29 protein-coding genes and 1 tRNA gene are annotated in these 23,217 nt (G+C 69.6%); 11 read left to right on the top strand and 19 right to left on the bottom strand.

Annotation, left to right across the window (positions count from 1 at the left end; translation table 11 throughout):
• Complete coding sequence (locus VF557_07490) at window positions 1-447, bottom strand: hypothetical protein (protein ID HEX8080036.1); 447 nt, start codon at window positions 445-447, stop codon at window positions 1-3.
• A gap of 58 nt (window positions 448-505) precedes the next feature.
• Window positions 506-1,063 (bottom strand): dihydrofolate reductase family protein, encoded by a 558-nt coding sequence (locus VF557_07485; protein ID HEX8080035.1) that lies wholly within the window; start codon window positions 1,061-1,063, stop codon window positions 506-508.
• Between the two features lie 101 nt (window positions 1,064-1,164).
• Here VF557_07485 and VF557_07480 point away from each other — a divergent pair, with 101 nt between their 5' ends.
• Entirely contained in the window at window positions 1,165-1,749 is a 585-nt protein-coding gene (locus VF557_07480) for an AAA family ATPase (protein HEX8080034.1), read from the top strand.
• Between the two features lie 186 nt (window positions 1,750-1,935).
• Window positions 1,936-2,586: a UdgX family uracil-DNA binding protein gene (locus VF557_07475; protein ID HEX8080033.1), complete on the top strand. Its 651-nt coding sequence runs from the start codon at window positions 1,936-1,938 to the stop codon at window positions 2,584-2,586.
• A gap of 11 nt (window positions 2,587-2,597) precedes the next feature.
• On the opposite strand, the gene VF557_07470 is transcribed toward VF557_07475, so the two are convergent.
• The 8 genes from VF557_07470 to VF557_07435 all read right to left on the bottom strand — a co-directional run bounded on the left by VF557_07470 (window position 2,598) and on the right by VF557_07435 (window position 10,087).
• Window positions 2,598-3,233, bottom strand: a complete 636-nt coding sequence (locus VF557_07470) for a YigZ family protein (GenBank protein HEX8080032.1) — start codon at window positions 3,231-3,233, stop codon at window positions 2,598-2,600.
• A gap of 10 nt (window positions 3,234-3,243) precedes the next feature.
• The gene (locus VF557_07465; protein ID HEX8080031.1) at window positions 3,244-4,011 is read right to left on the bottom strand and encodes a hypothetical protein; all 768 of its coding nucleotides are present in this window, start codon (window positions 4,009-4,011) and stop codon (window positions 3,244-3,246) included.
• Window positions 4,008-4,658, bottom strand: a complete 651-nt coding sequence (locus VF557_07460; protein ID HEX8080030.1) for a phage tail protein — start codon at window positions 4,656-4,658, stop codon at window positions 4,008-4,010. Before VF557_07460 ends, VF557_07465 begins: the two co-directional genes overlap by 4 nt.
• Before the next feature lie 112 nt (window positions 4,659-4,770).
• Entirely contained in the window at window positions 4,771-6,732 is a 1,962-nt protein-coding gene (locus VF557_07455) for a putative baseplate assembly protein (GenBank protein HEX8080029.1), read from the bottom strand.
• Between the two features lie 61 nt (window positions 6,733-6,793).
• Window positions 6,794-7,240, bottom strand: coding sequence for a GPW/gp25 family protein (locus tag VF557_07450; protein ID HEX8080028.1), 447 nt, complete (start codon window positions 7,238-7,240; stop codon window positions 6,794-6,796).
• The gene (locus tag VF557_07445) at window positions 7,240-9,000 is read right to left on the bottom strand and encodes a VgrG-related protein (protein ID HEX8080027.1); all 1,761 of its coding nucleotides are present in this window, start codon (window positions 8,998-9,000) and stop codon (window positions 7,240-7,242) included. Before VF557_07445 ends, VF557_07450 begins: the two co-directional genes overlap by 1 nt.
• Window positions 8,997-9,656, bottom strand: a complete 660-nt coding sequence (locus tag VF557_07440) for a LysM peptidoglycan-binding domain-containing protein (GenBank protein ID HEX8080026.1) — start codon at window positions 9,654-9,656, stop codon at window positions 8,997-8,999. The genes VF557_07445 and VF557_07440 overlap by 4 nt, the downstream gene beginning before the upstream one ends.
• Window positions 9,656-10,087 (bottom strand): hypothetical protein, encoded by a 432-nt coding sequence (locus tag VF557_07435; GenBank protein HEX8080025.1) that lies wholly within the window; start codon window positions 10,085-10,087, stop codon window positions 9,656-9,658. Before VF557_07435 ends, VF557_07440 begins: the two co-directional genes overlap by 1 nt.
• Window positions 10,088-10,160: 73 nt before the next feature.
• Here VF557_07435 and VF557_07430 point away from each other — a divergent pair, with 73 nt between their 5' ends.
• From VF557_07430 to VF557_07420, 3 genes are all read left to right on the top strand, one after another.
• Window positions 10,161-10,661: a hypothetical protein gene (locus VF557_07430; protein ID HEX8080024.1), complete on the top strand. Its 501-nt coding sequence runs from the start codon at window positions 10,161-10,163 to the stop codon at window positions 10,659-10,661.
• Between the two features lie 246 nt (window positions 10,662-10,907).
• A complete protein-coding gene (locus VF557_07425) occupies window positions 10,908-11,276 on the top strand; it encodes a hypothetical protein (protein ID HEX8080023.1) in 369 nt (122 codons plus the stop codon).
• A 762-nt stretch (window positions 11,277-12,038) separates the two neighbouring features.
• Window positions 12,039-12,221, top strand: coding sequence for a hypothetical protein (locus tag VF557_07420; protein ID HEX8080022.1), 183 nt, complete (start codon window positions 12,039-12,041; stop codon window positions 12,219-12,221).
• Window positions 12,222-12,921: 700 nt separating this feature from the next.
• Here VF557_07420 and VF557_07415 read toward each other — a convergent pair.
• The gene (locus VF557_07415) at window positions 12,922-13,122 is read right to left on the bottom strand and encodes a hypothetical protein (GenBank protein ID HEX8080021.1); all 201 of its coding nucleotides are present in this window, start codon (window positions 13,120-13,122) and stop codon (window positions 12,922-12,924) included.
• A 107-nt stretch (window positions 13,123-13,229) separates the two neighbouring features.
• Between VF557_07415 and VF557_07410 the strand changes: the two genes are divergently transcribed.
• Window positions 13,230-13,430 (top strand): hypothetical protein, encoded by a 201-nt coding sequence (locus VF557_07410; protein ID HEX8080020.1) that lies wholly within the window; start codon window positions 13,230-13,232, stop codon window positions 13,428-13,430.
• 760 nt (window positions 13,431-14,190) lie between these two features.
• On the opposite strand, the gene VF557_07405 is transcribed toward VF557_07410, so the two are convergent.
• From VF557_07405 to VF557_07375, 7 genes are all read right to left on the bottom strand, one after another.
• Complete coding sequence (locus VF557_07405) at window positions 14,191-14,649, bottom strand: phage tail protein (GenBank protein ID HEX8080019.1); 459 nt, start codon at window positions 14,647-14,649, stop codon at window positions 14,191-14,193.
• Window positions 14,642-14,815, bottom strand: coding sequence for a DUF6760 family protein (locus VF557_07400; GenBank protein ID HEX8080018.1), 174 nt, complete (start codon window positions 14,813-14,815; stop codon window positions 14,642-14,644). The genes VF557_07405 and VF557_07400 overlap by 8 nt, the downstream gene beginning before the upstream one ends.
• Before the next feature lie 5 nt (window positions 14,816-14,820).
• Window positions 14,821-15,408 (bottom strand): hypothetical protein, encoded by a 588-nt coding sequence (locus VF557_07395; protein ID HEX8080017.1) that lies wholly within the window; start codon window positions 15,406-15,408, stop codon window positions 14,821-14,823.
• The gene (locus tag VF557_07390; GenBank protein HEX8080016.1) at window positions 15,405-15,881 is read right to left on the bottom strand and encodes a phage tail protein; all 477 of its coding nucleotides are present in this window, start codon (window positions 15,879-15,881) and stop codon (window positions 15,405-15,407) included. The genes VF557_07395 and VF557_07390 overlap by 4 nt, the downstream gene beginning before the upstream one ends.
• A 55-nt stretch (window positions 15,882-15,936) precedes the next feature.
• Window positions 15,937-17,517, bottom strand: coding sequence for a phage tail sheath C-terminal domain-containing protein (locus tag VF557_07385; GenBank protein ID HEX8080015.1), 1,581 nt, complete (start codon window positions 17,515-17,517; stop codon window positions 15,937-15,939).
• A gap of 163 nt (window positions 17,518-17,680) precedes the next feature.
• Window positions 17,681-18,073 (bottom strand): DUF4280 domain-containing protein, encoded by a 393-nt coding sequence (locus VF557_07380; GenBank protein HEX8080014.1) that lies wholly within the window; start codon window positions 18,071-18,073, stop codon window positions 17,681-17,683.
• Window positions 18,074-18,090: 17 nt separating this feature from the next.
• Window positions 18,091-18,597: a septum formation family protein gene (locus VF557_07375; GenBank protein HEX8080013.1), complete on the bottom strand. Its 507-nt coding sequence runs from the start codon at window positions 18,595-18,597 to the stop codon at window positions 18,091-18,093.
• 209 nt (window positions 18,598-18,806) lie between these two features.
• On the opposite strand from VF557_07375, the gene VF557_07370 reads away from it, so the two are divergent.
• The 3 genes from VF557_07370 (at window position 18,807) to VF557_07360 (ending at window position 21,534) form a co-directional block, all read left to right on the top strand.
• Window positions 18,807-19,190, top strand: a complete 384-nt coding sequence (locus VF557_07370) for an SRPBCC family protein (protein ID HEX8080012.1) — start codon at window positions 18,807-18,809, stop codon at window positions 19,188-19,190.
• 70 nt (window positions 19,191-19,260) lie between these two features.
• Window positions 19,261-20,436 carry a DNA topoisomerase IB gene (locus VF557_07365; protein ID HEX8080011.1) on the top strand — a complete coding sequence of 392 codons (1,176 nt, stop codon included), beginning with the start codon at window positions 19,261-19,263 and terminating at the stop codon, window positions 20,434-20,436.
• 60 nt (window positions 20,437-20,496) lie between these two features.
• Window positions 20,497-21,534 (top strand): MBL fold metallo-hydrolase, encoded by a 1,038-nt coding sequence (locus VF557_07360; protein ID HEX8080010.1) that lies wholly within the window; start codon window positions 20,497-20,499, stop codon window positions 21,532-21,534.
• 35 nt (window positions 21,535-21,569) lie between these two features.
• On the opposite strand, the gene VF557_07355 is transcribed toward VF557_07360, so the two are convergent.
• Window positions 21,570-21,863 (bottom strand): isoamylase early set domain-containing protein, encoded by a 294-nt coding sequence (locus VF557_07355; GenBank protein HEX8080009.1) that lies wholly within the window; start codon window positions 21,861-21,863, stop codon window positions 21,570-21,572.
• Between the two features lie 149 nt (window positions 21,864-22,012).
• On the opposite strand from VF557_07355, the gene VF557_07350 reads away from it, so the two are divergent.
• Complete coding sequence (locus VF557_07350; GenBank protein ID HEX8080008.1) at window positions 22,013-23,044, top strand: aldo/keto reductase; 1,032 nt, start codon at window positions 22,013-22,015, stop codon at window positions 23,042-23,044.
• An 85-nt stretch (window positions 23,045-23,129) separates the two neighbouring features.
• Window positions 23,130-23,217: transfer RNA gene (locus tag VF557_07345), tRNA-Ser, on the top strand.

Genomic DNA, 23,217 nt, shown 5'->3' with positions numbered 1-23,217 from the left:
CTACCGGTCCGGCGCCGGCTGGACGACGGCCGGGCCGCTGGTCACCGACGCTGTCGGCGCTGTCACCGTCGCGCCTTCGGCTTGCTGCGCCGCGTAGAACACCGCCACCACCAGGCCGATCACCACTATCAGCAGCACGAACCTCCGCACTCCGCTACGGCGCTTACGGCGCCGGGCCGGTCCGTGCTCCTGGGTGGACCGCCACGAGCCGGCAGGTGGGGCCGTTCCGGGTGATCGCTGGCTGATCGCGGTGAATCCGTGCCGTTCGTACAGCGCCCGGCGCTGCGGGCTGGAGATCGTGTCGTAGGCGGCCGACAGCTCGGCGGCGTAGCGAATGGCGCCGTCGCGAGTGGCGCGGTTTATCTCCAGTTCGTAGGCCGCCCGGATCCGCTCGTCAGAGGCGTCACGAGGTACGCCCAGGAGTTCGTACGGATCCTTCTCGGCCACCGCCTGACGGTACCAAGGTCGGGTCAGCGGTGTTCGGACCTTCCGGGTCCCGAGCGGTTCAGCGGGTCCGGTAGCGCGCGTAGATCAACCCGCTGTCGAAGGCACGCTCCTCGACCAGCTCGAGATCGAGCCGGACGCCGTCGGGGAAGAACCGCGTGCCGCCGCCGACCACGCTGGTGGTGATGAACAGGTGGTACTCGTCCACCAGGCCGGCCGCGATCGCCTGGGCGGCGAGGTTCGGGCCGTCGACGGTGAGGTCATGATCGGCCGCGGCCTTGAGCTGGCGCACCGCGTCCGGGTCGAAGGCTCGCTCGATCCTGGTCTTCGCGCTCGACACCGACTCCAGCGTCGTGGAGTAGACGATCTTCTGCGCGGCCTGCCAGTCGCGCGCGTACTGCAGGATGTGCGGCGGCTGGTCGGGCTCGGTGTGCGCGGTCTCCCAGTAGACCATCGTCTCGTACATCCGCCGGCCGTAGAGGTACGTGCCGACGGGGCGGAAGAGATCGTTGATGAAGGTGTGCACCTCCGGATCTTCGGCCCCGGTGCCGAGGTCGCCCTCCGCCGCCTTGGCGTAGCCGTCGAGCGAGGTGATCATCGAGTAGATGAGCTTGGCCATTGCGTCTCCTTCTGCTACGAGCGGCTCAGTCTCCCAGCGGTCCTGCGGGCTCTGCCACCCCGCACGACCCGGCACTCCCCGATCGGCAGGACAATCCCAGCATGCGGCAGCCGAGCGAGGACGCGATCACGGCCGTTCTGCGGCGGCTGCCCACGCCCTCGACCGGCGAGCCGAAGCTGGTCTGCGTCGAGGGCCTGGGCGGAGCCGGCAAGACGACGCTGGCCAAGGAGCTGGCAGCGCGGTCCCGCGACCTCACGCTCGTGCACGGCGATGACTTCTACGGCCCCGAAGAGCGCGACTGGCTTTCATGGAGCCCTCGAGAAGGTTACGAGCGATACTTCGACCACCGCCGCCTGGAGCGTGAACTGCTGAGACCGCTCAAGGCAGCCGGGCCCGCGACCTTTCAACGCTATGACTGGGAGACCAACACCCTCGACGGCTGGGTCACCGTCGAGCCGCGCGGCATCGTGCTGGTCGAGGGCGTCTACCTGCTGCGTCGCGAACTGCGCTCCTACTTCGACCTCGCCATCTACGTTGACACTCCACGGGACCTGCGGCAGCAACGCCTGCACGCAAGGGGCGAGAACGACGAGGGCTGGATCGCGCGGTGGGCCGCCGCCGAGGACTACTACGAGCAGGCCGAGCGGCCCGCGCAAGCGGCGGATCTCATCGTCAGGGGATTCTGAGCCGAACCGCGGGTGCTCAGCCGTACGGTTCGGGAATGGTCGCAGCTTGCAGCCGGTCAAGGAACTCGGTCGCGGCTGGCTCGTCCACCCCTCGATCATGCTCGTGCGACCGTGATAGCGGCTCCGAGGGTTAGGATCGCTGACGAGGCGCCGAGCCCGCGCGACCGACTTCCGCCGGGAGACGCGATGGCCACCACCAGTACCGCCGAGCCGTATGTGCCCGACACCGACCGGCTGCCCGACCTGGCCCGGGCAGCCGCCGAGTGCCGTGGCTGCGAGCTGTACCAGGACGCGACCCAGACCGTCTTCGGCCGCGGCCCGGCCGGCGCGGTGATGATGCTGGTCGGCGAGCAGCCCGGCGATGTCGAGGACCAGCGCGGCGAGCCGTTCGTCGGCCCGGCCGGCAAGCTGCTGCACCGGGCGCTGGCCGAGGCTGGCGTCGAGCCCGACCGCACCTACCTGACCAATGCTGTGAAGCACTTCGCGTTCACCATGCGCGGCAGTCGTCGGCTGCACCAGACACCCAAGCGGGGGCATATCGTCGCGTGCCGTCCCTGGCTGGCCGCCGAGCTCGGGTCTGTTCGGCCCAAGGTGTTGGTCGCTCTCGGAGCAACCGCCAGCCAGGCGCTGTTCGGGCCGTCGTTCCGGCTGAGCCAGCATCGCGGTGAGGTGCTGCGCCTTCCTGCCGAGGACCAGTCACCAACCACCGACGTCCTCGACCCGCTGGTGGTCGCGACGATCCACCCGTCGGCGGTGCTGCGCGCCGGAGACAACCGCCAAGCCATGTACGACGGGCTGGTCGAGGACCTTCAGCGCGCCGCCGCTCTTCTCTCCTGAGTCGCGGTGGCTCAGCTGTTGCCGGGCTCGTCCACCCAGTCCTGACCGTCGGGCTGCAGGCTGGCGCTGCCACCGGTGATGGTGGCGATCAGACTGCGCAGGGCGCCGACGCCCTCGGATGCGACCGCCACCGTCAGCACCACCGCCACCCTGCCATAGCCGACCTGGCGAACGGCGATTCCCCTGTTGCGAACGGCCCACTCGAGCTGACCGGCCTGCCCCGGCTCGACCGAGACCCGGAACAGCTCCAGCTGCCGGCGGCGCACCGTCACCGCGTTCTCCAAGGCTGCCGACACCGCGCCGGAATAGGCGCGCACCAACCCGCCGGCCCCGAGCAGGGTGCCACCGAAGTACCGGGTGACCACCGCCGCGACATCAGAAAGCCCCTGCCCGGTAAGCACATTCAGCATCGGCAGCCCAGCAGTGCCGGCCAGCTCACCGTCATCGCTGACCCGCACCAGCGCCTGATTCGGCCCGATCACGAACGCCGAGCAGTGATGGCCGGCGGCGTGGTAGAGCCGGCGGTGCTCGGCCACCAGCTCCAGCGCCGCGGCCTCGTCCGGCACCCGCCGGACGGTGGCCAGGAACCGCGACCGCTTGACTTCCAGTTCGGCGTGCGCGTCACCGGCCAGGGTCAGATAGCCCATCGACAGCGCGTCACTGCCAGGGCTGGGCAGCCAGCAGCACGATCCCGGCGACCAGCACGACGGTGAGCAGCACCAGCAGCCAGATCCACCAGCGATTGGAAGCGTCTTCCAGCGGCTCCATCGGCGGCTCGGGAAGCGGAGCCGGCCGGGGACGTGGCGGCGCCGGCGCCGCGCCGGCCTGCATGGTCAGCCCGCAGCGCACGCACAGCCTCGCGGTCGGCAGGTTCGGCTCGTTGCAGTGCGGGCACGGCGCGGAGGCGATCACCACCCGGCCCAGGGTGCCGGGCAGCCTACGCAGCGCGTCGTCATTGCTGTCCACCGGATCGGTGTGCACCACCTGATCCCGAGCCCAGAACAGCGGAAAGTCACATCGGGCGCAGAAGTCCAGCGCGTCCCGCCTGGTCAGCTCCACCATCGCGGACGCGCTGCATTCCGGGCAGGTGATGGCGACCGGGTGGTGCTGGGCGCTGGTGACCCGGGCCAGCGGCGCCGGGGCGTTGGACGGCTCCGGCGTGATCGAGGCAGCGGGGATCGCCGGCAGCACCTTGGTGGATTCCCCGACCCCGTTCGGGTACCGGCGGGCGATCAGTTCTCGCTCAACCGCCAGCTCGGCGTCCGACAGGCCGGTAGGAGGCGACTCGTCCGGTGACGTCCCGTCCGGCGAGGACTCCACCGGCGAAAACCCCACCGGCGAGGGCTCAACCGGCGAGGCCTTGACCGGCGACGGATCAGCGGGAGGCAGACCGGTCGCGGCGTCGGCGTCCCGGGCCGCGGTCATCGTCGGACCTCCACAGCCGATGACCATACCTGCCGGTCGCCGATCCAGAGCTCGGCGCGGACGTGCGCCGGCACCTCGTCGCGTACCAGGGCCACGAAGTCGCCCTCTTCAAGCCAGCCGGTCGAGGCCACTGTCATCCGGACGAAGGCGGTGTCGGCCGGCGCCTCACCCTCGCGCCAGACCCCGCCACCGTCGACGACCTGGGCGGGACCGCCGCTGGTCATCTCCAGAAACTGCTCCAGGCCGGCCCGGGTGCCACGCCAGCTCATGGTTCGGGCCGAGCTGCGCACGATCATCCGCTGCAGTTCACGAGGCAGCGACGGATCGACCGAGTCGACGCCGATCCAGGAACCCATCCAGCGCACCATCGCATCGGGCGCGACCGTCGGGTCGACCACGTTCTCGATATTGTCCGCGCCCTCCAGCAGGGTGTCGCCGAGTTCCTGGAACAGCGACAGGAACTTGACGAAGAACTTGCTGTCGAGCATCCCGACCGGCATCTGGTTGAGCAGCCACTGCGGATTGCGCGGCGGCCGGTGCCGGGTGCGTCCCGAGTCCGGCAGCGACCGGCTGGCGCGGGCGACCGCGCCGCTGCCGGCGCCGCCGGTCATCACCGCGTCGGCGCCGCTGAACGGCTCGATGCTCATCAGCGCCGCCTGACCGGCTTGCGAGGCGCCGACGAGTAGCAGTTTTGCTTGCCCTGACGCGCGAAACCGCTACGTGTCCGACACGCTGCCAGCTTATTCGTCAGCGTAGCCATCAGCGCACTACCACCTGGTGCTTTGCCGACAGGAAAAGGGAATGCGGCTTCAGCCGGATGGTGTCGCGGCCGCTGCCCAGTCGCCGTCCGGTGCGCAGGTCGTACTCGAACAGCAGCAGCTCCTCGACCCGCTCGACGCCTTCCACCGATTCCAGCAGCTGCGCCACCACCGAGCTGTTCAGATCGGTGTCGAACATCCAGCCGATCCCCTCGGCGCCGCCGGTGAGCGGGTTGATGTAGCGGGTCAGCACGTCGATGGCCCGTTGCCGCACCAGCGGGGCCGGCCGCCCCGGCGGGGTGTGCACCAGGGCGACCACGCTGACGCCCTGGTAGTACGGCGTGCCGATTTCGACGGCGGTGCCGACCAGCCGGTGCTCGTCGAGGTGCTCGCTGATCTGGCGCAGCAGCGGAACCGAGATCGCGAAGTCGTCCAGCTCGTGCTGGCGCGGGTCACTGCGGACCTGCGGAACCACCAGCATCCGGACCGGGCCGGTGCCGGCCGCCGCCGGCAGGCAGCGCGCCCGGGCCACCTCGATCGAGGCCTCCTGGGTCAGCCGCTCGAAATCGCCGGCGGTGACGGCCCGCTGGCCGGTGCGCAGGGTCAGCGGCCCGCGCACCTTCGCCTCGGCCACCGTCTCGGGGTCGACCCCGCCGGTAGCCGGATGCCGGTTGCTGACCCCGGCGATGTAGGGCACCGTCGAGCGCAGAACGCTGAGGGTCCGGGCGCCGACGTTGCCGCTGGCGCCGCCGCCGTGCCGGTAGCCGGTCACCGTGATCTCGCTGCCGTCGCGCGGGATGTGCCCGTGCTGGCGGACGACTCCGTTGGCGTAACGCACCCGCGGGCCGAACTTGATGACCCCGCCGCCGCTCTCCCAGAGGTAGTGCAGGTCATCGGGGCCGGACCGGGTGAAGTCATCGACCTCCTGCCACTCGGTCCGCACGTTGCGGTCTATCACCACGACGCGCTCCTCCTCGGTACGGGGCAGCACCGGCGCGCGGCTCACGACGAAGGACTGGGCCGGCGTGCCGTCGCTGCGGCCGAGCACCTCACCGGACGCGTGCTCGGCGTGCTCAGCCGCGACCGTGCCACCGATCGCCGCGACGGTCAGCGAGCCGATCCGGGGCGAGGCCTGGTAGGAGGGCTGGCCCGGCCGGGGCGCGATCAGCCGTGCCCGCAGCCAGTACGCGCCGTTGCCGGCCATCGTGAGCATCTGATGCCGCATCGGGATCAGCAGCTCGATCTCGCCGGCCCGGTTCAACCCACCGGTGGTGTCGCCGTGCACCAGTGCCGGGATCCAGGACTCGCCGCTCCAGATCTCCCATACCAGTGGCGGGTTTCGAGGATCGACCCCGATGCCTTCGGCGTCGGCGGCGACCGTCAGGCGGATCGCCAGGCCGGCCAGGCTCTGGGTGAAGCCGAGGTAGAACGCGTCCCCGACCGCCAGCGGGGTGGAGGCGAAACAGGTGGCGGCGACGTTCGGGTAGCGCAGGTCGTCCCACACGTCGGTGATCCGGTCGTCGCCCGCGGTGCTGGTCAGCGCTCCCCGCAACACCGGCGGCGCGATCACCAGTTCGGTGCTGGTGGTGAAGATGACGGCTTCGCGGGCGGCATTGGCGGCCGTGGTGCTCAGCGCGGTGGTCACCTGGGTGCCCTGCGGCACCGCGATCGGCTGATCCAGCGGCGCTGACAGCCAGAACGTCAGATCGGCATGGGCGACCGAGGGCGGGAACGGCTCGATGCCGACCAGGTTCAAAAAGTGCACGTAGAGCCGTTCGGGCACCTGGTTGAGCCGGAACAGCACCATCTCGCTCATCCACGCGAACAGCTCGATCAACGCCACACCCGGATCGGACAGGTTGTGGTTGGTCCATTCCGGGCAGAACCGCGGGATGAGCCGCTTCGCTTCGTCGACGATGTCCTGGAAGGACCGGTCATCGAGATTGGGTGCGGGCAGAGGCATCAGGCGGGCTCGCTATTCTCACGCTGGTTCACGAGTGAGGACGAGATCACGCTGCGGTTGCTCATGATTCGGACTCGTGCGGGATGACGTAGAACGGGTACACCAGGTTGCGCCGGTCGTTGGTCACCCGCACCCGGTAGATGATGGTGATCCGGATCAGGGCCGAGTCGTCGGGGTCGATGGAGGGCTGCACGTCCTCGACGAGAATCCGGGGCTCCCAGCGTGCCAGCGCGTCCCGGACCGCCTCGGCGATCAGGCCCAGCAGGTTCGCGGTGACCGGCTCGAACAGCAGGTCCCAGATCCGGCAGCCGAACTCCGGTCGCATCAGGCGCTCGCCGGGGGCGGTGAGCAGCACCATCCGGATCGAGCGGTCGAGGTCCTCGGCGCCGTCGGTCAGCTTGATCGAGCCGGTGTGGTCGATCTCCAGCGGCCAGCTGAAGCCCCGGCCGACGAAGGACCCGTCGGACTGGGCGAGGTCGGCTCGCCTGGTCGGGCTGTAGTCGTTCATCAGTTGATCGCCACCATCGCACCTTTGAGAGTGAGCGGGCCGCTCGCCTCGACGCTTGTCGTGCCCTGTCCCTTGATCGCCACCATCGAACCCTGCATGGCCAGTTGGCCCTGGCTGGTCACGCCCACCTTGGAGTTGCCTTTCAGCGCCAGCTCGGTCTGGGCCTCGATCGTCACCTTGTTGCCCTTGATGGTGACGTTCTGGCTGGCGTCTATCTCGAACGAGGCCGAACCGGCCTTGATCGAGATCGGCTTGCCGCCGGCCACTTCGATGTCGAGCTTGTCGGCGCCCAGCCGGATCTTGTGGGTGGCAGTGCTCAGCTGCAGCAGCAGGTGCTGGGTCGCCGGGTCGCTGCCGTCGGACAGCTCGATGACATGGCCGAGCCGCGAGGTGATCCGCCGGGTCTGCACCTGCCCGGACTTCACCCCCCACTCCGGCAGCACGTTCTTGCCGCTGAACAGCCCGCCCAGCACCACCGGCTGGCGCGGGTCGCCACCCTCGAAGGCCACCAGCACCTCGTCATTGACCTCGGGCTGAAAGACCATGCCGCGCTTGTTGCCGGCGCCCAGGGTGACGATCCGGGCCCACGGCCCCTCGATCTCGGAGCTGACCGCGGGGTACTTCAGCTTGACCCGGCCGGCCTTGTCCGGGTCATCGACGTTGGTGACCACCCCGACCACCAACCCCGGAACGTTGAAGCTGCCGGTCCTGCGGCTCCCGCTGAGGGTGTCGGTCAGACCGGTCCGGCTGCGATCACCGGCGATGAACTGGGTGCGGAACCCCCTTCGGTCATACCGGTGATCTACTTCGGTCAGGTGGTACTTGCCCGAGGTCGGGCCGGCATTCGTGATGGTGATCGCGACACCCGGCTTCAGCTTGTCACTGACCATCGAGGTGCCCCGGGCCTCCACCGTGCCGGCCGCCCACTGGGACCGGTACGCGCCGCCGGCCGCGGCCGCCTCGGTCTGGCTCATCGGCGTCAGGCTGCCGGTCACCACCGGCGCCTCGCCGAGCGGGCTGCTGCTGCCCAGAAAGGGTTGGACGAAATCCGAGGACGGCAGCACCGAGGACTGGGCCGCGCCGCCCTGTCCCACGATCGAGGTCTGGGTGGCGTTGTCCCAGCCGACCACCTGCGCCTTGGTGGGCAGCAGGCCCGAAGCGGAGACCGAGAACTCCTGCAGGTCCTTGCCCAGCTCCAGGGCGAGCACCGGGCCGGCGCTGCTCGGCGCCGCGAAGTGCAACGTGCTGCCCTCGACCCACCAGTCATAGCCCATCCGGGAGGCCAGCTCGTCGAGAAAGGCCAGATCGGAATCGGCTTGCAGGACGTAGGGGTGCACCTCCTGGGTGGAGCTGACGTCGGCCGTCAGCCCCGCGCCGCTGGCCAGCTGGCTGACGATGTCGGAGAAGGTCATGTTCAGGTAGGTCTTGACCTTGCTGCCACGGGTGAGCTTGTGCGCGGCGTCGTCGATGACCACCACCAGATCGGGGTGGTCGCCTTCCTGCTGCTGCAGGCTCATTCCGGTGACGGTGCCGCTCATCAGCGCACCGGCCTGGTACACCCCGATGTCCACCTTCTTGCCGATGCTGAAGAAACCGCTGGAGGAGACCGAGTACCCGACATCGGCGAAGCGCAGGGTGGCCCGTCCGGGCAGCCGCAGGCTGCGCTGCACCCGAACCGACACCAGGTGCTGCAGGACGGTGTCCGACAGCGGCGAGCCGGCCACCTTCACGGTCGGGCTGAGCCCTTCGAACCCTGTCATCCGTGCTCGATCCGGGGCACCGACAGCAACGCGCCGGGACGCATCGCCAGCGGGTCCTCGATGTTGTTGGCCGAGGCCAGTGATCGCCAGCGGGTCGAGTCCCCGTAGTAGCGAGCGGCGATCCGGTCCAGCGTCTCACCCGGCTGCACCCGGTGCACCCGGTGCGGTCGCGGCGTACCCGACGTCGGGTTCTGCGGTCCGAAGGCCTGGGACTCCTCGTACTGCTGCATGGTCAGGCCCATCCGGGCCCGCAACGGGACGCCGGACGCGGAGAAGTAGGTGAAGACCAGCTGCAGGTCGGTGACCACCGCCTTGAACGAGTGCAGATCACCCCAGTGGAAGATGACGAACGGCGGCCGGGCGTTGTGGGTGGTCTCGTCCGAGCCGGGCAGCGAGGTGTCGACGTCCATCAGCTTGAGGATGGCGCCGGTGTGCTTGGTGACCGCCGTCCCGTCGGCCGTGGTGTCGAAGACGAGTTCGACCTGCATCCAGCCCGACTGCGCGCCGGCATAGCGCAACCGTGAGACGCCCTTGCCGGGCATCGGTTCTGAGGCCCAGTTGTTGCGGCGGCCCACCGAGATCTGGCTCGGGTTGAACAGGCAGGGAATCCGCTGACCGCCCTCGATCTCCAGGAATGCCTTTTCCAACTCGGCCATCAGAACACCTCCGGCAGGTGGCGACGCCCTCGCCGCTCGAGGTCATCGGTGATGCGCTGCTCCAGTTTCGCAACGATGCGGTCGATCAGCTCGTCGAAATCGCGGGATCGCATCGCCGGACTTATCGAGTCCTCGTCCGGTTCGAAGCCGGTGAACCGCGGTTCGCCTCCAGACTCGTGCAGCCGCCGGACGGCGGCCGGCTCGTCCGGGCCATGAGCGTGCATGCGTTGTGGGCGGTTCTCGAACATGCCGACACTTCCTGACTGGACGGAATCCGGATGGGATGCCGGACCGGCCGCGCCCGGACTGCGCAGCAGGCTTCGAAACAGCGAATGGGCCGCCCCCGACAGCGAGCGCCGGATCACCGGCCCGTCGATCTCGACGCCGCCATCGCCGCCGTTAGGGGCCGGCCTGCTCTGGCTGGTCGGCATCGCCGGACGATCGCGCCGCCCGACTTGCGGCACTGCCGGGCCTCCGGAGGCCGGCGTCAGCTCAGCGGGCCGGATGCTGACCCGGGGTGGCGCCACCACCATGCTGCGCTGGACGAAAGCTCCCAGCTGGCCGGCGGCGCCGGTGTCGCCTCGGCCGGCTGCCGAGGCTGCCAGGCCGCCCGGTAGCCGGCTCGACGAGGCCGGTCCGGCTGGGGTGGCTGCCGCCCCGGTTGAGCCGCTGGCGGCCGGTGCTGTGCCGCCGGCAGCCGGTGTTGAGCCCCTGGCAGCCGGTGTTGAGCCCCTGGCGGCCGGTGCTGGTGCTGAGCCAGGTGTTGCCAGTGCTGAGCCGCTGGCCGCAGCGACCGGGCGCTGCGCGTGCAGTGCCGCTGCCCGGATCGTCGAGGGCAGCCCGGTGGATCGGCGGATCGCCGGCAGCGGTGCTGACCGGCTGGCGGCAACTGCCGGACCGCTCAATTGGCTGGCGGCGATTGCGCTGCCACTGCCAGGGAAATGGGCGAGCCGGCGGGCTGATGCCGCCCCGGTGCTGGCCGGCCGGCCGGGGACGGCCGAGTAGTCATTGGCGCCTGATCGCGCCGGCTGCTGCGCCGTGGCCGCTGCTCCTGCTGGCGCGTAATGCGGCCGGACGCTGCCCGTGGACTGCCGGCGGACCGTGGCGTCCAGAGGGGATTGGTGTCGCAGCGCGAACTGACTGGTCCGGGACGTGGCCGGCTGGCCAGCCGGATCACCGGCGGCCAACTGCCTGTGCACACCGCGCAACGCGACTGGCAGCGCAGCCGATTCGCCGTTCGCGGTACCCGGAATGATGGCTCGCAACACCCGCGAGCTGGCGGGCAGCCTGGTGGCAGCGCGGGTCGGGTCGGGCGGCGGGCTATCGATAGCCCCACTGGTGGCCGGCATCCGCTGGATAGAACCGGCCGTCGTGCCGGCAGCCTGGGTCCGGCTGGCAACGCCCGGAACCAACCCGCTGGCGTTTCCACCGCTACTGCTGGGTCGGAACCCGCCGGGGCTGCCGCTTTCGATACTCTGCCGGCTCGACGTGGTGGTGTCGGAGGCAGTCGGGGCGACCGATCGGCCGGACCCGGTAGGTGGAGCCATAGTGCGCCGTGCCACGCCGGTCGTCGGCGCCAGTTCAGCCGAGGATCGCGCGGTGGCCAGTCCCAGCGCCTGACCGCGGGCGCCGAGGCCGGTAGTGCCGGGTCCGCTGGCTGCAGGTCCTGCAGCGGCCGGTCCGGCAGCGGTTGCTCCGGCGCCGGCGTGAGCCGGCTGCCCGGGCGCTGCGGTTGCCGGTCCGGCCGCGGTGACCGACCGAACGGACGCCGTGCCGGCGCCGGCCGCTGCCGGTCCAGAGCCGAATGATCCAGCCAAGCCGCCTGGACGAGCAATGCCACCAGGGCGTACCGCGCTGCCCGGACCAATCGCGGGCCGCAGTTGCACCGAACGGCGGATGACCGAGGGCAGCTGGCTACGGCCGGCCGCTGGCATCGGGCCGGAGTGCAGAGCCGACGGGATCGACGCCAGCGCAGACAGCCCTGCCAGCCGCTGGCCTGCCGGTTGACCAGCTGTCACGGCTGTGACCGGGCCGGGCGCTGGACGGCTGACCGAGCCGAGGTGCCCGGAGGCGCCGGCCGCGATCGGCTGGCCAGTGCTGGCGGTGATGTGTTCCCGGGCGGGTAGTGCGACCGAGCGCCTGATCGGTTGCCGCAGGCTGGCCAGTCCTAACGGCCGGCCGGACGCCGGCGAGCCGAGGGCGGGTTCGCCGGCGCGCGGAACTCGGGCGCCGGCCGCGATGCGGGTGGGAGCAGTCGAGGCGCCGAGTGTTGGCGCCAGTTCGGGTGCGGCGTGCCTCGGCTGCGCTGAGCTATCCCGAGGCGCTGGGCTGGGTGCAGCCGAATCCGCTGTTGATCGTGCTGCATTCCCTAGGACAGCCGGGGTGGGGTCGGCCTTCGGCGTGAAGGCGGCAGCCGAGCCGGGATTCGTGGGGCTGGCCGCGTCGCCGGCCAGCGTGCGCCGGATCGAGGCCGAGTCAGCCGCCGCCGAAGAGTGCGCACCACTACCCATCTGCGGCTGGGATGCGGCCCCGCCGTGGCTGGGCTGGCTGGATCGGTTCGATTGACTCGACGGACTCAGCTGGCTCGACTGATTCAGTTGGCTTGGCTGGCTCGACTGATTCGACCGGCTGGAATCGGAACTGCTCGGTCGGCCGGGTTGACTGGGCTGAGCCGATCCAGCGGGCTGGGCCTGCTGAACGTACTGATGTGCCTGACGTGGCTGAGTCGACCGGCTGCCGTTACGTGGATCGCTCGCGGTGCCGGCTGGGACCGGCAGGCCCTGCTGGCTGGACTGGGCAGTCGGCTGGATCCGCCCGGGCCGGACCGACGCCGGCCGCGGCGCGGTAGAGACGGCCGTCGGAATGCCGACAGCGCGCCGCAGGGTGCCGGCGCGAGCCGACGGCAACGGTTCGGCGGGGCCGGCGGCCGATGACCGATCGGCTATCAGCCGCCGGCGTAGCGGAGACGCGGCGATGGCGCCGGCTGACCCACCGGCACCCGAGGTAGCCGCGGAAGCCCTACCACTGACCGGCACGGGCGCAACCGAAATTCCGTCGCCGGATGCCTGCGAACCAGTCGAGGTACTGGCAGCTATCGAGTCGGTGAACCCACCGGCACTGGATGAAACCGAAGCCGACGAAGACGAAGCCGACCCCGCAGCCGAGCTCGACGAAGTCGGCCCCGCTGTTGAAGCCGCAGCTGATTCCGAAGCCGGCGAAGTAGCGATCCGCCGAGCCACTGCCGCAGTCAGGCTGGCCACCCGGCCTACCTGGCGGCGAACCGCGCCTTCAGACGGAGCAGGCGCGGATCGAGCAGGCACAGCCGCAGCAGGCGCAGACCCAGTAGACGCAGACGATCCAGACGCGGACGTAGCAAGCGCAGACGATCCAGACGCGGACGCAGCAAGCGCTGACGGTCCAGACGCGGATCGATCAGGCACAGCCGCAGCAGACGCCGACGCTCCAACGGAATTGCCCGCTGCAGGCGCCGGGGCGGGCACCGGCGCAGCCTTGATCGACGCGGTCCGGCGCAGGGCTGAGCTCACCGGCGAACCTGCGGCTGTCGAACCTGCCATGCCGCGACGAGGCGCCGGTGGTTGCTCCGGCTGCGCGCGGCGGATGGCCAGCGCGCGGCGCAGCGCCGTCACCGGACCCGGCGCGGACAGCGACGCCGCGGGCGTCGCCCTGCCGGTGCCCGGCGCCGGCCGCGACCCGGGCAGGGGCTGGCCGCTCGCATTGGAAGAGGGTGCAAGCGCGCTGGCTGCCGTCGAATGAGAAGCCGCTGACGGGTTCCGGCCGGCTGACGGGTTCCGGCCCGCTGATCCAGCCGGTGAGTCCTGCCGCGCCACCCCGGCATGCTCAGCAGCCGATGGGCGCAAGGCCGCGGTTGCCCTGGCCACTGACCGCCGAAGCGTGGCGGCAACCCCCGCGCCGCTTTGCTGGGAGACGGCGCCTGCGCTCGCGGCTCGCGCAGGTGTCGAGTCACCGCTCCCGGTGGAATTTCCCGGCGGGGCCGACCCCGAGCCGGTCGAAGACGGTGGCGCCTGCCGAGGGGCGCGCAGCCGGCGCTGCTCGTGCGAGCTGGTCATCGGCCCGGCGGCGGTGACTTCTTCCATCCGGCGCACCGGGATTGCCGTCGACACCAGGGCGCCGGCGATGGTGCCGGGTGAACGCGGCTGGTCGTCGGTGGGAACCTGCCTGGCCGCTCGGGCCAGGCCGCGAGGCGGCAGGACCGAACTCGGCGAGGCGCCGGAATCCTGTTGTGGCTCAGCCTGACCCGGGGTCCACCAGCGTGGCGGGCGGACTTCGGCCTGGCCGAGCGAGCGGGCCGGCACCGTGGCTGCGGCGGCCAGCGCCCGGCGGACCGCGACCGGACGGGCAGTGGCGGCGGCGAACCGGGCCGAGGACTCGGCGACGAGTCCCATACTGGCCGGCCGTGGCATCGTCGCCGGCCGGCCGGGACGGCGCAGCCGCTGAGCGGCGGCCCGGCCCAGCGCCGTCGGGTCCACCTCGCCGGCCGGAAACGCCTCGGTGCTCATAGGTTCTTCGATCGGAAGCCGTGATGGACGACCTCGAGTTGTTCCTGCAGCGCCTCGTTGCTACCCGAGCTGAATTCCGGCCCGCTCCAGCGCACCGGGTAGACCCCGTCGAACTCCCAGGCCCGCAGCCGGGTGCCCTCGGCATCGAGCACGGTGACCGCGCCGGTGCACCGGGTGAGCTTGTTCCCGTTTCCGGCGAAGCCCTCGCCGCTGGACTTGCTCATCCAGTTGAACAAGGCATCGCTCTGCGTGATGCCGCGCTTGAAGATCAGGTGCGGCCAGGTCATCCGGCCCGGCATCTGGTGCACGTAGCCGTTCTGGCCGCCTTCATGGATCTCTTCGATCGTCATGTTCACCGACAGGCCGCTGACCTCGGTGAAGTACCCGATCTCGACGCCGTCCACCTCGAAGACGAAGTAGGAGTTGATGGCAGGTTCGGAGAAGCCGTTAGGCATATTCGCGCACCGCCTGCCATGCCCGGTCGTTGAAAGAGGCCACCGCGCGCACCATCCGCACCCGGTCGAGATGTTCCAGATCCAGCAGGTCGTCCAGTGACCAGTGCAGGTGATAGGCCAGGTACGCGATCTCTTGCCAGAGCGCGTCGGACGGGTACCGCATCATGCCGCTCACTTGCCGCGCGGAATCTCCTCGATGGCGCCGCGCCGGGGCGAGGTCCGCTCCGCCGGCTCACCGAACGAGCTGGGATCGCCGTACGAGCCGTAGGCGACAGCACCGTTGGACTGCCCGGCCTGCGGGTACCCCTGCGGTTGCGCCGGTTCCGGCTCCGGCGCGAATTCCTGCGACTGCGCCGGTTCCTGCGGTTGCACGATGACCGGCGGGGCCGCCGGCGCCGAACGGCTCTGACCCAGCAACGGCGGCCCTTCGGACTGAGCACGCAGCAGTTGCTCGTACTCCTCCTGGTTGCCGAAGTTGATGACTCCGTAGAAATCCTGCAGGAAGGCAAGGTCGATCGCGAACAGGCCCTCGATCTCGTGGCTGCTGATCAGCTCGACGGTGCCCAGCTTCTCCACCACCCGGGCCAGCACCAGCACGGTCAACCGTGGGTCGTCCGGACCGGACACCGTCGGGTCGCGCAGCGGTTCGAGTTCGTCCCGCGCGGTCGCCAGCCGCATCCGGCCTTCTTTGTGCAGCGTTCCTGCCGCGTCGACGTAACCACGCGGCAGGACGAACGGATAGCTGGTTTGCAAACTCACTTAATACGCTCGAGACGCTCGATTACCAGGGTGATCGTCTCCTTCACCGGGTCGTTTGACTCGGTGCTGACCGCGTCGGTGCCGATCTTGCTCGGCCAGCCGTTGAAGAAGTTGAACCGGCCGACCTCGGTCAGGGCGGTGTCGAAGAAGACGATCGAGCCATTCTTGCGGCTGCCGGCCCGGTCGGTGCCCTTGAAGCCCGACTCACGAACTGCCTTGAACCACTTCCAGATCGGGTCGTCCATCGCGCTCATCGGCGCCATCCGGGTCATGGAGATGTCGGGAACCTTCAGCGAGGTTCCCAGCGTCTTGACCGACTGCTTCTTGCCGTCCTTGCCGTTCTGCTGGATCGTCACGACGTCGAGTTCCATGTCGAGCCCCGAGACGCCGGACAGCACCAGCTTCTCGCCGTCGATCTCGAGATAGAAGTTCTGGGCGACGATCGGATCGGTGTTGATCAAGTCGTTGGGCATTAATGCTCCTAGCTAACCAAAGAAAACTGGGGATTGTTGAGGGGTGGCCGAGCGATCAGCTGGCGCCTTGCTTCTGCTGGCTGATCCGGAAGACCACGAACTCGGCCGGCTTGACCGGAGCGATACCCACCTCGACCACGAGCTTGCCCTCGTCGATCGACTCCGGCGGGTTGGTCTCGGCGTCGCACTTGACGTAGAACGCCTGGTCGGCGGTCGCGCCGAACAGCGCGCCGGCTGACCACAGGCCACGCAGGAAGCCGTTGAGGGTCCGCTTGACGCCCTCCCACAGGGTCATGTCGTTGGGCTCGAACACCGCCCACTGGGTGCCTTCGAGGATCGTCGACTCGACCATGTTGAACAGCCGCCGGACGTTGATGTAGCGCCAGTCACTGTCCGAGGCCAGCGTGCGAGCGCCCCAGATCCGGATTCCCCTTGTTCCGAAAGGCCTGATGCAGTTGATGCCGATCGGGTTGAGCAGTGACTGCTCGTTCTGGGTGACGGTGCGCTCGAGGTCCAGCACGCCACGGATGGTGTCGTTGGCCGGGGCCTTCCAGACACCGCGGGTGTCATCGGTGCGAGCCCAGACGCCGGCGATGTGACCCGAGGGCGGCATGAAGATCTCGGTGTTGCCGTTGGAGCCGGTCGGGTTGTCGACCTTGATCCAGGGGTAGTACAGCGCGGCGTAGGCGGAGTCATACATCGCCACCTCCGAGCGCCAGTCCTTGATCTCCTGCGGGTTGAACCCGGGCGGCGCGTCCAGGATCGCCATCCGGTTGCCGTTCTGCTCGCAGTGCGAGATCAGCGCGGTCTGCACCGAGCGCCAGAGGTTCAGGTCCAGCTTGCCGTCGACGCCGGTGGCCGCGGTGATCAGGTCGGGCACCACCACCATGGTGACGTCGTCGGCGACGGCCAGGCCGTTGATGCCGTTGCGGGCCGACTCGGAGCCGGCGAACTGGCGGCCGCTGACCGGAACCGGCTTGGGCGCCGCGGTCTTGAGCGGGTAGTGGCCCGGCTTGAGAATGTCGAGCTGCCCGCTCAGATCGGCTTTGGCGTCCAGGGCAACGGTGACCTTGATCTTGGTGGAGGTCTTGTTGACCACGGTGGCGACGTTGGCGTCGCCGGAGCCGAAGGTGAGGTGCGGGAAGCTCTCGACCACCTTGCCGCCCTCGATCACCGACAGCGTGAACGGCGACGGGTCCGAGTCGGGCGCGCCCTTCGGCGGCTCCTCGCTGTCGATCTGGACGCTCAGCAGCGCGTCCGGGATGACGCTCTCGATCGACAGCGGCTTGCCCAGTGAGCGGTCGGCCGCGACCAGCTCGGCTCGGGCCGGCTCACCGGCGGGCTCGGCGTTCGGGATCCGGCAGATGTAGGCGATGCTTCCGCCGTTGGCGAAGTAGCCGTAGACCGACAGCGGCAACATGCAGCCCTGGCTGAAACCGCCATAGAGCTTCTCGAACTGGGACCAGCTGGTGACCAGGCGCGGCGCGACGCCGGCCGGGTCGTTGACGGGGTCGTCATCGGGGGCCCGTTGGGTGAATCCCACGAAGGCGGCGATGGCGGTCGGCGCGGCGGAAAGGACCTTCTGCGAAGAGGGGACCTCTTCGACATAGACGCCGGGCGCGGTGTACGTAGGCACGGAGGCAGCTCCAAAGAAGTGATGCGGTTTTGGCCCCCGTGCCAAAGATCGTTGGAAGGTTAGCCCACCGTGTACAGCCCGTGTAAGCATTTAAAGTAATGAATTACTTACTCTGGGTTACAAGTTGGTTAAGGGAGTTGACTCTTGCCCGGAAAGTCCTAGTTCATCCAGCGGTAGTGCGGAGCGCTCCCGGCATGGTGATGGTGATTACGCCACCGAAGGAGCACACGCAGGTGGAGCCGGCGACCAGCGCGGGCTTACCGCCGATGGTGGTGCGGGGCGCGGTAGGGATCCAGGTGCCGGCGATCGCGGGCACGCACGGCATCGGGGTCAGCACCCCCAGCGCGGCGGCGGTCGCCGCCGCGACGGTCGGGTTGGCGATGCTGGAGCACATCCCGAACGGCGCGATGTTGACCATCGGAATCATGTCGGCGATCGCCGCGGCCGGCCGCCCCTCGATGGTCACCCTGCTCATCGGCAGGACGTTGAGGGTGGTCGGCGCCAGGCCGAAGGAGCACTGCAACAACGCGCCCGTGGTCACCGATTGACTGCCCATCAGCTGGCCTTTCCGTGCTAGCGCTTGGAGTTCTTCACCGAGGCGGTGAGCTGCTGACCGGTGGTGGTGACGAAACACAGCACGTTGCGGTCCTTCTGCTGCTCCCAGCCACGCGCCGAGGGCAGCAGGTAGGTGAAGAAGTAGGAGGAGTCGAGGTAGTCCTTGCCGACATAGCCGCTGTACTCCTGCGCGCAGGCGCCGTCGGCGAACGACTTCAGGGCGGCGTCACCCGGATAGGCCGAGACCTCGCTGCCGTCCTTGCTCGCGAACGGCACGCTGGCGTAGGACTCCTGGGTGTGCGGCTGGTCGCAGGGCACCGCGTGGAGCCTGCTCAGTTCGGATTTCACCGTGCTCGGCGGGTTGAAGCACTGGCCCGGCTTTATGTCGAAGACCGACACCGCGGCCTTCTCCGACTTCGAGTCGCCGAACAAACCACATCCGCTGACCAGCACCGCAACCGTCGCCGCGATCAGAGCTGCGCTCGGGCGGGCACGGCGAGCGGCGGCCGGAGCTGACTTGGGCACTGCGGGTTCACCGTCCAACGAGTCGCCTACCTGACAAGCCCCCGCTTGAGCGCCGAGATTACACGCCGGCGCCGGGCGCCGGCGGCTCATCGCGGCACTCCGGGTCGGCGGCGGCCCTGGCTCGGGTCGCGGCGTTGAAGGCCGATCACGACTGACGTAGCTTGACAACAGGTTGAAAAGCCAGCCGATCCTTCTTCCGGAGGACGAGCATGGCCGACTTTCTGACCAGCGCTGACGTCGCGGCTCCCGCCGACGAGCTCTTTGACTACCTGTCCCAGGTCGAGAACCTGCCCAACTACTTCGAGCGGATGACCTCGGCCACCGACAACGGGGACGGCACCATCTCGGTCTCGGCCGACCTCGGCGACCGGGTGGTCGAGGGCGAGGCCTGGTTCGAGGTCGATCACGCGGCCCGGACGCTGTCCTGGGGTTCGGAAGGCCCGAACGACTACTCGGGGCAGCTGCAGGTCACCGGTGACGAAACGTCGGTGGTCGAGGTCACCCTGCGGACCGAGCGGGTCGGCGGCGATGAGATCCAGGAGGGTTTGGAGCACACGGTTGCCGCCATCAAGCTCATAATGGAAAGTCGCTGAGCGCGCCCTGGCCCGCTCGTCGTCGTGACCCGCCGGTACTTCCCACCGCCTGAAGGAGAAATCCCCGCCGATGCCCGCCAGCCCCGCCACGGCTGCTGACCCCAAGGCCAAGCCAGCCGGGCCTGGCGGTGGGAAGAAGCGGGCCGCCAAACCCGCCGACGCCGCCGCGGCCAAGCCGATGTCCGTCGCCGAGGTCGACGAGTTGCACGCCGACGCGCAGAAGTGCGCCGAGGTGGCCGGCCTGATCTACGTGGCCGGCGAGGAGCCGGGCATGCGCAGGATCCGGCGCGGAAAGGGCTTCAGCTACCTCGACCACCTTCAGCAACCGCTGACCGACGCCGAGGTCAAAGCCCGGATCACCCAGCTGGCGATCCCGCCGGCCTGGCAGAAGGTGTGGATCTGCCCCAACGCCGACGGCCACATCCTGGCCACCGGCCAGGACGACAAGGGCCGCAAGCAGTACATCTACCACCCGAAGTGGCGCGCGATCCGCGACATGTTGAACTTCTACCGGCTGATCCTGTTCGCCAACCACCTGGCCGAGATCCGCGAGCACACCGCCCGCCAGCTGCGCCGGCGCACCTTCGACCGGGATCGGATGCTGGCCGCGATGATCCGCGTCATCGACCTGACCAACATCCGGATCGGCAACGAGGTCTACGCCGAGGAGAACGACAGCTACGGGCTCACCACGCTCACCCGCAAGCACGTCCGGGTGTCCGGTGACCAGGTGAGCTTCACCTTCCCCGCCAAGTCGGGCAAGCCCTGGGACGACACGATCAACGACCCGGGAGTGGCCCGGGTGGTGCAGCAGCTGCTCACCCAGCGCGGGCGGCGGCTGTTCAGCCTGGACGGCAAGCCGGTGAGCTCCGACGAGCTCAACCAGTTGCTGTTCAGCCTGACCGGCGAGCACATCACCGCCAAGAACTTTCGCACCTGGGGCGGCACCCTGGCCGCCTTCACCTACCTGAAGAACCGGCTGGACAGCGAGCGCTCGGCAGAGAAGGTGGTGATCGAGGCCATCGACGAGGCCGCCGAGGCGCTGGGGAACACCCGCACCGTGGCCCGGGCGCACTACGTGCACCCCCACGTCCTGGAGACCTATACCGAGCACACCTTCGGCGACTACCTGGCCCAGGCCAAGCCCCGGCCGATCTCGGGCCTGCACCCGGACGAGCAGCAGCTGGCCGCGTTCCTCCTCGAGCTGTTCGAGGCGGAGTTCTCGCTGCTGTCGACCCGAAGCTGACCGCGTGGTTGAGCCCACAGCCGCCCGTGGCGGTCCGGCCCGCGTGGTAGAACTCTGCCGGTGAGCCAATCCAGATCCGCGTGGACCGAGGCCGGCCCGCAGGATCTGGGCGGTGGGGTGCACCGGATCGCGCTGCCGCTGCCCAATGACGGGCTGCGCGCGGTGAACGTCTACGCGCTGGAGGCCGGCGCCGGCCTGGTCCTGATCGACGGCGGCTGGGCGCTGGCCGAGAGCGAGCAGCGGTTGGTCAGCTCGCTGGACCGGATCGGGTTCGGGTTGAGCGACATCGCGACCTTTCTGGTGACCCACATGCACCGCGACCACTACACCCAGGCGGTGGCGGTGCGCCGCAAGGTCGGGTCCCGGGTGAGCTTGGGCATCGGCGAGCAGGCCAACCTGCTGGCCACCCGGGAGCTGTCGCTGCAGCGGGAGTACCGGCCGGGCCGGTTCCCGCACCTGCTGCGAACCGGCGCCACCGCCCTGCTGGTCAAGCTGGAGGCGGCCGGCGACATCGGCCGGCCCGGCCCGGCGCAGGACTGGGAGCCACCCGACAGCTGGCTGCGCGACGGCGTCGAGGTGCCGGCCGGCGACCGGCGCCTGCAGGTCATCGCCACGCCCGGACACACCCAGGGCCATGTGGTGTTCCACGACGCCGAGGCCGGCCTGCTGTTCGCCGGTGACCACGTGCTGCCCCAGATCACGCCGTCGGTCGGCTTGGAGGCCGCGCCGGCGCCCTTCCCGCTGCGCGACTACCTCGGCTCGCTGCGGCTGATGTTCACGCTGCCCGACGCGATGCTGCTGCCCGCGCACGGGCCGGTGACCACCAGCGTGCACCAGCGTGTGACCGAGTTGCTGGCCCATCACGAGAACCGGCTGGCCGCCTCGGCGGCCGCGGTGGCGGCCGGCGCCGACACCGCCTTCGACGCCGCGCTGGCCTTGCCGTGGACCCGGCACAACAAGGCGTTCAGCGAGCTGGATCCGGAGAACCAGCTGCTGGCGGTCACCGAGACCGCGGCCCACCTCGACGTGCTGGTGTTGCAGCGGAGGCTGAGCAGCAGCACCTCACCGGACGGGATCGAGTTCTACCGGCAGGACTGAGCTCACAGCGTCACCTCGGGCTCGGCCACGCCGGATCAGACCTCGACCACGCCGACCGTCGCGCCGTCCACCTCGATCTGGTGGGCGTCCGGGTCATCGAACCACCTGCCACCGGAGCCGAGGTAGCGGAACCGCAGTTGCTGGCCGGCCGTCACCGGCACCGTGACGCTGCGGGTGCCGTTGGCTCGGCGTACCAGCCGATGCCGGCCGGGAGTCCAGTCGTTGAAGCTGCCGACGACCGAGACCGGCCCGTCGTGAATGTCGTCCGGCAGCACCAGGCGAAGCTTGGGCTGGCGGGTCTTGGGGTCGGTGATGATGCTGATTGCCACTGAGCTGACTCCTGCGAGCGGGTATGCGTGATCGGTCGGATCTCGCGTGAATCGGATTCGGCTTGCGGTCATTGACCTTACGTACCCCCCGGTGATGTTGGACGAGGTGGGTGTAGGAAGGAAGGACAGCTACTACTTCGGGGGTTGACATGCAGTACCGGTTGCTCGGGCGCAGCGGAACGGCGGTGTCGAACCTGGCCCTGGGCACCATGACCTTCGGCACCGAGACAGACCCTGACGGCGCGCACGCCCAGCTGGGCCGCTTTCTGGACGCCGGCGGCAACCTGGTCGACACCGCCGATGTCTACAGCGGCGGGGCGAGCGAGGAGATCATCGGCCGGTGGCTGGCGGCCAACCCCGGTCATCGCGGCCGGATCGTGCTGGCGACGAAGGGCCGGTTTCCGATGGCCGACGGCGTCAACGACCACGGCCTGTCCCGACAGCACCTGCGGTTGGCGCTGGAGGCGTCGCTGCGGCGGCTGCAGACCGACTGGATCGATCTGTACCAGGTGCACTCCCACGACCCGTTGACCCCGATCGAGGAGACCCTGCGCTTCCTCGACGACGCGGTCCGGGCCGGCAAGATCAATTACCTGGGGCTGTCGAACTTCACCGGCTGGCAGCTGCAGCGGGCAGTCGGCGCCGCCGAGCGCCTAGGACTGAGCGTGCCGGTGACCCTGCAGCCGCAGTACAACCTGCTGGCGCGCGAGATCGAGTGGGAGATCGTGCCGGCCTGCCAGGCCAACGGCCTGGGGCTGCTGCCCTGGTCACCGCTGGGCGGGGGATGGCTGACCGGCAAGTACAGCAAGCAGGAGCGGCCCTCGGGCTCGACCCGGCTGGGCGAGAATCCGGACCGGGGCGTGGAGGCCTATGACCGCCGCTCGGGCCGGCAGCGCACCTGGGACGTCGTCGACGCGGTGCGCGCGGTCGCCGACGAGCTGGGGGCGTCCATGGCCCAGGTCGCGCTGGCCTGGCTGTCGGACCGTCCCGCTGTGACCTCGGTGATCCTGGGCGCCCGGACGACCGCCCAGCTCGAGGACAACCTGCAGGCAGCGGACCTGCGCCTGAGCGCCGAGCAGACCGAGCGGCTGGACGCGGCCAGCGATCCGGAGCCCGCCGACTACCCGTACGGGGAGCCCGGCGTCCAGCAGCGCGACCGCAGGATCGCCGGCGGCCGCTGACCCGGGCCATCCGCCGCCCGGCGCCTGCGCCGGCTCTGCCAGAATTGGACTCCGAGCGCCGGCCCCGGTGGGCTGTCGCTCATCTGGAGGGTTCGCATAGCGGCCGAGTGCAAGCGCCTTGAAAGCGCTCGACAGGAGACTGTCCGTGGGTTCAAATCCCACACCCTCCGCCA

The sequence above is a fragment of the Jatrophihabitans sp. genome (assembly GCA_036389035.1).
Classification (GTDB): domain Bacteria; phylum Actinomycetota; class Actinomycetes; order Mycobacteriales; family Jatrophihabitantaceae; genus Jatrophihabitans_A.
This window is presented reverse-complemented; position numbering and strand designations above follow the sequence as displayed.